The organism is Paenibacillus sp. FSL R5-192, from assembly GCF_000517845.1.
GTDB lineage: Bacteria > Bacillota > Bacilli > Paenibacillales > Paenibacillaceae > Paenibacillus > Paenibacillus amylolyticus.
In genome coordinates this window covers 1-637 of record NZ_ASPR01000061.1, presented here as the reverse complement: position 1 = coordinate 637, position 637 = coordinate 1, and the positions used below count along the sequence as shown (strand labels likewise).

Annotated in this window: 4 tRNA genes and 1 rRNA gene; all 5 read right to left on the bottom strand. The window is 54.0% G+C overall.

Annotated features, from left to right (window positions below):
* Positions 1-3 precede the first annotated feature (3 nt).
* Positions 4-75: transfer RNA gene (locus C161_RS27115), tRNA-Glu, on the bottom strand.
* Positions 76-79: 4 nt separating this feature from the next.
* Positions 80-155, bottom strand: a tRNA-Asn gene (locus C161_RS27110).
* Position 156: 1 nt separating this feature from the next.
* Positions 157-232: transfer RNA gene (locus C161_RS27105), tRNA-Ala, on the bottom strand.
* 33 nt (positions 233-265) lie between these two features.
* Positions 266-339, bottom strand: a tRNA-Ile gene (locus tag C161_RS27100).
* A 38-nt stretch (positions 340-377) separates the two neighbouring features.
* Positions 378-494 (bottom strand): 5S ribosomal RNA (rrf, locus tag C161_RS27095).
* Positions 495-637 lie beyond the last annotated feature (143 nt).

The following is a 637-nucleotide window of genomic DNA, read 5'->3' as shown; positions in this document are numbered from 1 at the left end:
TTATGACCCGTAGGGGATTCGAACCCCTGTTACCTCCGTGAAAGGGAGGTGTCTTAACCCCTTGACCAACGGGCCTTACTGGCTCCCCGAACAGGGCTCGAACCTGTGACAACTCGATTAACAGTCGAGTGCTCTACCAACTGAGCTATCAGGGAATGGTGGAGCCAAGCGGGATCGAACCGCTGACCTCCTGCTTGCAAGGCAGGCGCTCTCCCAGCTGAGCTATGGCCCCATACACTGTGTATTTCTTGTTGTGGTCTTGCTATGGGCCCTGGTGGACTCGAACCACCGGCCTCACCCTTATCAGAGGTGCGCTCTAACCAACTGAGCTAAGGGCCCTTATCAATTTTCGAAAAAAAATACCCCAATGGGGTTTCGCTTGGCGGCGTCCTACTCTCCCAGGACCCTGCGGTCCAAGTACCATCGGCGCTAGAGGGCTTAACGGTCGTGTTCGGGATGGGTACGTGTGGAACCCCTCCGCCATCGCCACCAAACGCATAGCTTACATTTCAGAGATCGTTCTCTGAAAACTAGATTCGAAACGAAACACGCGATTTAGAACTTGCTATTGGATAAGCCCTCGACCGATTAGTACTGGTCAGCTCCATGCATTGCTGCACTTCCACCCCCAGCCTAT